Origin of the sequence: Empedobacter sp. UBA6745, assembly GCF_002453775.1 — a bacterium.
GTDB classification, from domain to species: Bacteria; Bacteroidota; Bacteroidia; order Flavobacteriales; family Weeksellaceae; genus Empedobacter; species Empedobacter falsenii_C.
In genome coordinates, this window is sequence record NZ_DKHL01000009.1 from 51,520 (window position 1) to 58,141 (window position 6,622).

The 6,622-nt window shown below is 31.2% G+C and carries 8 protein-coding genes; 3 read left to right on the forward strand and 5 right to left on the reverse strand.

Annotated features, from left to right (window positions below; all coding sequences use genetic code 11):
• Positions 1–251 precede the first annotated feature (251 nt).
• Positions 252–1,649: a tRNA uridine-5-carboxymethylaminomethyl(34) synthesis GTPase MnmE gene (mnmE, locus tag B4H69_RS04250; protein ID WP_038330407.1), complete on the forward strand. Its 1,398-nt coding sequence runs from the start codon at positions 252–254 to the stop codon at positions 1,647–1,649.
• A gap of 112 nt (positions 1,650–1,761) precedes the next feature.
• Here mnmE and B4H69_RS04255 read toward each other — a convergent pair whose 3' ends face one another.
• From B4H69_RS04255 to B4H69_RS04270, 4 genes are read right to left on the reverse strand one after another with little or no spacing between them, the layout of a single operon-like run.
• Positions 1,762–1,995: a hypothetical protein gene (locus B4H69_RS04255; RefSeq protein ID WP_291092847.1), complete on the reverse strand. Its 234-nt coding sequence runs from the start codon at positions 1,993–1,995 to the stop codon at positions 1,762–1,764.
• Positions 1,996–1,999: 4 nt separating this feature from the next.
• Positions 2,000–2,182: a hypothetical protein gene (locus tag B4H69_RS04260; RefSeq protein ID WP_181816305.1), complete on the reverse strand. Its 183-nt coding sequence runs from the start codon at positions 2,180–2,182 to the stop codon at positions 2,000–2,002.
• On the reverse strand, positions 2,175–2,402 hold the full coding sequence (locus B4H69_RS04265) for a hypothetical protein (protein ID WP_038330403.1): 228 nt from the start codon (positions 2,400–2,402) through the stop codon (positions 2,175–2,177). The genes B4H69_RS04260 and B4H69_RS04265 overlap by 8 nt, the downstream gene beginning before the upstream one ends.
• Positions 2,389–2,829 (reverse strand): DUF5675 family protein, encoded by a 441-nt coding sequence (locus B4H69_RS04270; protein WP_052217425.1) that lies wholly within the window; start codon positions 2,827–2,829, stop codon positions 2,389–2,391. Before B4H69_RS04270 ends, B4H69_RS04265 begins: the two co-directional genes overlap by 14 nt.
• Before the next feature lie 1,042 nt (positions 2,830–3,871).
• On the opposite strand from B4H69_RS04270, the gene B4H69_RS04275 reads away from it, so the two are divergent.
• Both B4H69_RS04275 and B4H69_RS04280 read left to right on the forward strand, forming a co-directional pair.
• Positions 3,872–5,329 (forward strand): MauE/DoxX family redox-associated membrane protein, encoded by a 1,458-nt coding sequence (locus B4H69_RS04275; RefSeq protein ID WP_115000478.1) that lies wholly within the window; start codon positions 3,872–3,874, stop codon positions 5,327–5,329.
• Between the two features lie 72 nt (positions 5,330–5,401).
• Positions 5,402–5,668, forward strand: a complete 267-nt coding sequence (locus B4H69_RS04280) for a DUF6520 family protein (RefSeq protein WP_147279993.1) — start codon at positions 5,402–5,404, stop codon at positions 5,666–5,668.
• A gap of 33 nt (positions 5,669–5,701) precedes the next feature.
• Here B4H69_RS04280 and B4H69_RS04285 read toward each other — a convergent pair.
• Positions 5,702–6,622 (reverse strand): alpha/beta hydrolase family protein (locus tag B4H69_RS04285; RefSeq protein WP_291092853.1); only part of this gene is annotated, 921 nt, incomplete at its 5' end.

Here is a 6,622-nt window from a genome sequence, read left to right on the forward strand (position 1 = left end):
AATTATGTATGTCTAATTGACTTTCATATGGATTAGGGAGCGCAAAGTTAGTCTTATCAATTTACCCAAAATAATGTTAAAACATCCATTTTAAGAAATCCAGCCAAAAAGAAAACAACTAAAATACTCGTTAACAAAAGCATACTTCTCTTTTTCTAATAAATTAAAAAAATAAACTTTAACTTTTTTCACAAATCATTAACAATTAAATTATAATTTTCCAACAACATAATATGTTGTAAATTTGCATTATGCTAAACAACGATACAATTTGTGCATTGGCCACTGCCAATGGAATGGGCGCAATAGCGGTTATTCGTATTTCTGGACCAGAAGCAATTTCTAAAGTTGCTCAGATTTATCAATCAAAATTTAATGCCACTAAATCTTTGAATGATGCCGAATCGCATACCATACATTTGGGTTATGTGATGGATGGAGATACCATTGTTGATGAAGCATTGTTCTCAATTTTTAAGAATCCACATTCGTATACAGGTGAAGATGTCGTTGAAATTTCGACACACGGATCGATTTATATTCAGCAAAAAGTTTTAGAACTTTTAAATAAAATAGGTATCAGAAATGCTGATCCGGGTGAATATACTTTCCGTGCATTTTGGAATGGCAAAATGGATTTAACACAGGCAGAAGCTGTAGCAGATTTGATTGCATCGGATTCGAAAGCTTCGCACGAAATTGCGATTAAACAAATGCGTGGAGGATTCTCGAATCAAATCAAAGATTTACGTGATCAAATGATCAATTTCGCAGCTTTGATGGAGTTGGAATTGGATTTCTCTGAAGAAGATGTTGAATTTGCAGATCGTACACAATTCTATGATTTATTGAATAAATTACAATCTATCTTAAAACGTTTAGCTGATTCTTTTGCTTTTGGAAATGTAATTAAAAATGGTGTTCCAGTCGCAATTGTTGGTGCACCGAATGCAGGAAAGTCAACTTTATTGAATGCTTTATTAAACGAAGAACGCGCCATTGTTTCGGATATTGAAGGAACAACACGTGATACGATAGAAGAAACTATTTACATCGACGGCGTTGGGTTCCGTTTTATTGACACAGCTGGTATTCGTGAAGCTGGAGATACGATAGAACGTATAGGAATCGAAAAAACATTTGAAAAAATAGACAATGCTTCGATTATTATCTATTTGTATGATGCCAATATAACTGCTGATAACCAAATTGCCAATCAATTGGATGACTTGCAACGTAGAGGAAAAATCTTGTTTAATGTTGCCAATAAAATTGATGTAACGAATAATGAATCGGCTATCTCAGCTGCTATTAAACAAGAGTTTAAAGATGTTGTTCATTTAGAAATTTCGGCAAAAGATCAATTTAATATTGATGCATTGAAAGAAAATCTAATTCATCAAATCAAATTGAAAGGAACAAATCAGGATGACACAATCGTTACAAACTCTCGTCACTTAGAAGCGTTGCAAAATACACTTTCTCAAATTGGAAAAATCAAACAAGGAATGGACATGGGACTTCCTGGGGATTTGTTAGCCATGGATATCCGTGAAGCTTTAACGTATTTGGGACATATCACAGGTGAAATAGATGTTGATCAAGATATATTAGGGACAATTTTTGGGAAGTTCTGTATCGGCAAATAAGTCTTAAAAAACTATGTTATATAGAAAAAGGTTTTCAATTAAAATATTGAGAACCTTTTTCATTTTTGGTTTTACGATTTCATCTTAAAAACGATCAAAAATTCGTCAAATGTTAGGAAGTCTTTTTTTCTTTTCCGATTAATTGCTTAGCTCTATTGAGTAAGCGAAGACTTTGCCTATATCCTTTTCCTGTAATGATTGATACATCTTTCGGATAAATCACCATTCTTTGTAATTCGTTATTTTTCATTTCTGTAATAATTAAAATTACTTCAATGAAACTTAAATGAATGATTTTAAAATTTACATCAATAAAATAAGATTTCCAAATCTTATTTATAATCAAACACTTAATCTTCGTCGTAAGGGTTGTTTTTCTTATGCAGTAAGTATGATGTTCCATAACTGCATATTGCTCCAACTATTCCCATACAAATCGTATAAACAAGTTGCTCCCATTGAATAGTCGCTACCAAACTTGTCATTGTACCTCCTATCGTTCCAACAATTAACGATGTATTACTATTATTCATCATCATTACTTTGAACTTTGTCGTTTACTGTCAATTGACTTACAGCTGATATTACTCCTCCTGCAACTGTTAGGTAACCTCCTATGGTCACCAATGTTGTTGGTAATGCTACAGGAGCAGCGATCAATATTCCTCCAATTGCAGCTAAGGTTAATCCTATGTTTCGTAATTGTTGGAACAATTTAGGAGTAGGTGCTGTAAAACGATTAATAATTGTCATGTTGTTTACTTTTAATCATTAAAATCACTTTTTGATCACGATCAAGTTTATCATTTACTAATGTTTTAAAATTTGTAAATGCTTTTCTTGATAACTCTCCTCTCCCTTCACCTGTTAATTTGGTTACTGGAGCTATACATCCTTGCAACTCGGTTTTTGCATGATTGGCAGGATAAATTAAGATCATTGAACGATTGGGCACATTTGTAATCAGAAAATGTTCTCCAAATTTTTGTGAGCTTCTCTTTTTTATTGTGTAACATCCTTCTGGTATACATGATTTACGTAGTTTGTTCTCTTTCCATAGTAATTCAATTTTAATGCAAATCAGTTGTTGCTGTAACCAAAGCTGTCCATTGGTTCCGTCAGGTAAATACTTTCTTTTTAAACTAAATCTATCTTTTATTTTTTTATAGTTATTAGTCATTTTATCTGTAGCCTATCTCACTCCACATTCCTCATACCATAACTAACCACTGCATAAACTTTTCATAAAATTCTAATCTCTTTCCATATAAAACAAGTTACTACAAACCATATGTCATTTATAATCAATGAAAAACTTTTTTTTACCTTTTTGTCATACAACACCAATTTTTAGAAAAATAGATCATTTCTAAAAAAATAAAACCATCAACAACAAGCTATTTAATTCGACAACTAAAAAAATAAATGAATAGTGTTTTTCATACTACTCTTTACAACTGAAATCACATCTCTCAATACTAATGTCTCACATATAAAATCTTAAATCATAAAGAAATAAAAAACTCCTACTTTCGATACACGAACACCGAACAAACCATACAGAACGCATATACAATGGATACAGAATGGATACTGCTCGGATACACAACCGATACAGAAAAGTATCATTTTCGATATACACCGATATATGAATTTAACACTTTTTAACACATAATATTTCTAATTCGTAATACATAACTCATAATACGTAAATCTAAATTCTCCCTTAGCCATTCCCATTCATCAACCACCAATTTTGTTCACAGCTCATCAGGTTTGAACTACTTAAAGTCATTCAATCTACATTCGAATTGTTGCTGAACCAAGTCAAAAAAAATTAATTTAAAATCTATTGAAATGGGAATAAGGATGAATTGTTATTTCGAAGTAAATCGTGTATTTACTAAACCTCAAATTCATTAAAAAAACACTTTATCAATAAAACCTTCATTTCGAATGGAATTCTAAAAAGAATTTTGTATCGAGAAAAAGGGTTTCAAATAATCTGGTTAAAATAAGATTACCTTATATAGAACAATTCTAAAACTTCTCAAAAATGAGATGTATTTCAAAAAATGATATCTATTTTTAAAAAACGAGATGCATTAACAAAAAATCGTCTGTTTTATCTAAAAATAAGTATTGACTTGCTCAATAACTTCTCTGAAATTTGTATAACACTAATCCTTAATGTTTTAGCATTAACCGTAAAATACTAAAAGATGAGAAAAATTGCACCGTTTATACAAACGCTCATCTGCTACCTATTTATTGTTTTGTTTATTTATGCAGCGGTGAGTAAACTGATGGATTTTGAAACTTTTCAAACTCAGTTAGGACAATCGCCCTTATTAGCAAGTTATGCGATTCCTATATCGTATGGAATTATTGCTATAGAACTTGTAACAGCAGTTTTCTTGATGTTTGAGCGAACTAGAAAATTAGCCTTACAAATTTCACTTTTTTTAATGGTGATGTTCACTACTTATATTGTAATTATCCTACATTTCACGGCGTTTACTCCTTGTTCTTGTGGTGGAGCTTTAGAAAAGATGGGATGGACGGAACATTTGATTTTTAATATCGTATTTGTAGGTTTAGCTCTAATTGGCATTAGGATAACAAAATCCTCTCAAAGATGGAAAGACTATATCATTCAACAATCCTTTCTTATTTTAATTGGAGTTGTTAGTGTAACCATTATATACGGTTTATCTGAAAAAAAATCTCAATATAATAATGCTTTTACACGTAAATACATTCCGCATTTTGCAGAAAAACTAACTACACTCAATCTAGAATCCACAGGATATTATATAGCAGGTATTGATAGTTGCTATGCTTATTTAGCTCATCCTAATGCTCCTTTATTTCTTAGAACTTATGATTATCATACACAAAATGTGACTAATAATCGGATCAAAATAAAAAATGAGCTACTCCCTTATAAACGAATAATAACATACGTTAACTCCCCTTATTTCTACTTAGGGGATGGAACAGTAGGAATTATAGAAAAAGGAATATTATATGATTACACGACTTCTCTTGAAACTATTGATAATGCTTATTACAATCAATATGTTCCTGGAAAAGATGATCATTTTGGTCTTTCTGTAACAAGTCAAAAAACTAAACAAACAGCACTCGCTTTATTGTATAAAACAGTGGATGGATTTCAACTAAAAATAAACGATACAACTCTAAAAAGCCAACAAAATGGAGCATTTGATTTGGATGGATTACTCATTTGGAATGAACAACATCAGATTTTTTTATATGTCTATTATTATAAAAATGAAATTATCATCCTTGATTCTATGATGAATGAAAAAAATGTTATGAAAAGCATCGATTCTTTAAATGAACCAGAACTTGATGTTGCTTTTTATAAAAAAGACCAAAACTATCGATTAGGTCCAAAGACAATTCGAGTGAATGAAACGATAGCTACCTATGGTGATTATCTCTACATCCACAGCAAACGACTGGGAAATTTTGAAGAAGAACACCAAAGTGCAAGCATCATAGATGTATATGATCTCGTAAACAACCATTATCTCCACAGTTTTTACCTCTATCATAAACCTAAACAACAACTTAGGGATTTTAAAATATACCAAAACTCTGTTTTCGCTGTAATTGATGATGAAATCTATCGTTACCAATTAAAAAAATAAATCGTTGCGCAACGCAGGGGAAGACTGAAAACCTGTATAATAGAGTAAGTCACCACATTAAAATTATACAAAATGAAAACAAATTTTCTAAGAAAAACGCTACCAATTGGGGTAGGAATGATGGCTGTTGCTTTTGCATTTGCCACAGAAGGGAAATCTTCTAACGAATCTACAGGGTATGCAACTGCATATATTTACAATGATTTAGAAGAATGTGAACAGGTAGATGCCACTTGCAATAACATAGGAACTGTAAGTTGTACAATTGGTTCTCAAGAAGTATTTGAATTTAAAAATGGTACTCAATGTAGTCAAAACTTGATGCATTGGCAACCATAATTTAAAGGAAAGGAGCGTAATAGCTCCTTTCTCTTATTTTAAATATGTATTAAACCAACTTAAGATTGAATTATATAACATTTCTTGATTCTCTTTACGAGTTAAATAATGACCATCGTTATTAAATAAAATCAATTTACCTTCTTTATTTAATTTTTTCATTGCCATATACATATATATGCTTTGATACCAATTTATATTATAATCAGATTTACCAGCCCACAACAATAAAGGTGTTTTCATGTTTTCCACCTGATAGAAAGGTGAGTTTCTTATATAGTTATTTTTATCCGTATAATAACTATCTTTCATTCGAAACTGCTGACTTTCTAACCTCCATGCTTGCTCTCTAAACCAACCTTCCCATTGTACATCATGCGACCAAGAAACCAAATCCATCACGCCAGAACCCGCTACAATTGCCTTAAACAAATTGGAATGCGTTGCTATAAATGCCGCTTCATAACCACCAAACGAATGCCCTATTAGTCCTAATCTATTCTTATCAATATAAGATCGACTTGCTAGTTCTTCTACACTATTTTCTATATTCACGACAATTGATTCACCTAAATTTCCTATTTGATAATCTAAATTGGGTAAAAAAACAAAATACCCATCCAATATATAATTAAGAATGTTAAAACCGTCCTCCGTATGTTTTGTTGGACTTGCAAACTGATTTACTTTATACGTCATATTCTCGTATATATAGTAAATAACAGGATATTGCTTGGTAGGATTAAAATTAGTTGGGTAAAGTAAAATCCCTTTCGATTTGTTTCCTTTTATGTTCTTGTATTCTATACTTTCACTTTTACCTAAATCTAACTTTGCCAAATCGGGGTTACTTTGATATACTATCTTTCTTTTTTTCGTAGCCAAATCTATACGTTCGATAACTGGAGATAAGTTATACCTAAACTTCTTAAAAAAACACGTTCGTTTGTTAAT

Excerpts from the sequence above, each read along its gene's own strand:
- mnmE (WP_038330407.1), top strand. The coding sequence starts at position 252 with ATGCTAAACAACGATACAATTTGTGCATTGGCCACTGCCAATGGAATG.
- B4H69_RS04260 (WP_181816305.1), bottom strand. The coding sequence starts at position 2,182 with ATGAATAATAGTAATACATCGTTAATTGTTGGAACGATAGGAGGTACA.
- B4H69_RS04265 (WP_038330403.1), bottom strand. The coding sequence starts at position 2,402 with ATGACAATTATTAATCGTTTTACAGCACCTACTCCTAAATTGTTCCAA.
- B4H69_RS04270 (WP_052217425.1), bottom strand. The coding sequence starts at position 2,829 with ATGACTAATAACTATAAAAAAATAAAAGATAGATTTAGTTTAAAAAGA.
- B4H69_RS04275 (WP_115000478.1), top strand. The coding sequence starts at position 3,872 with ATGAGAAAAATTGCACCGTTTATACAAACGCTCATCTGCTACCTATTT.
- B4H69_RS04280 (WP_147279993.1), top strand. The coding sequence starts at position 5,402 with ATGAAAACAAATTTTCTAAGAAAAACGCTACCAATTGGGGTAGGAATG.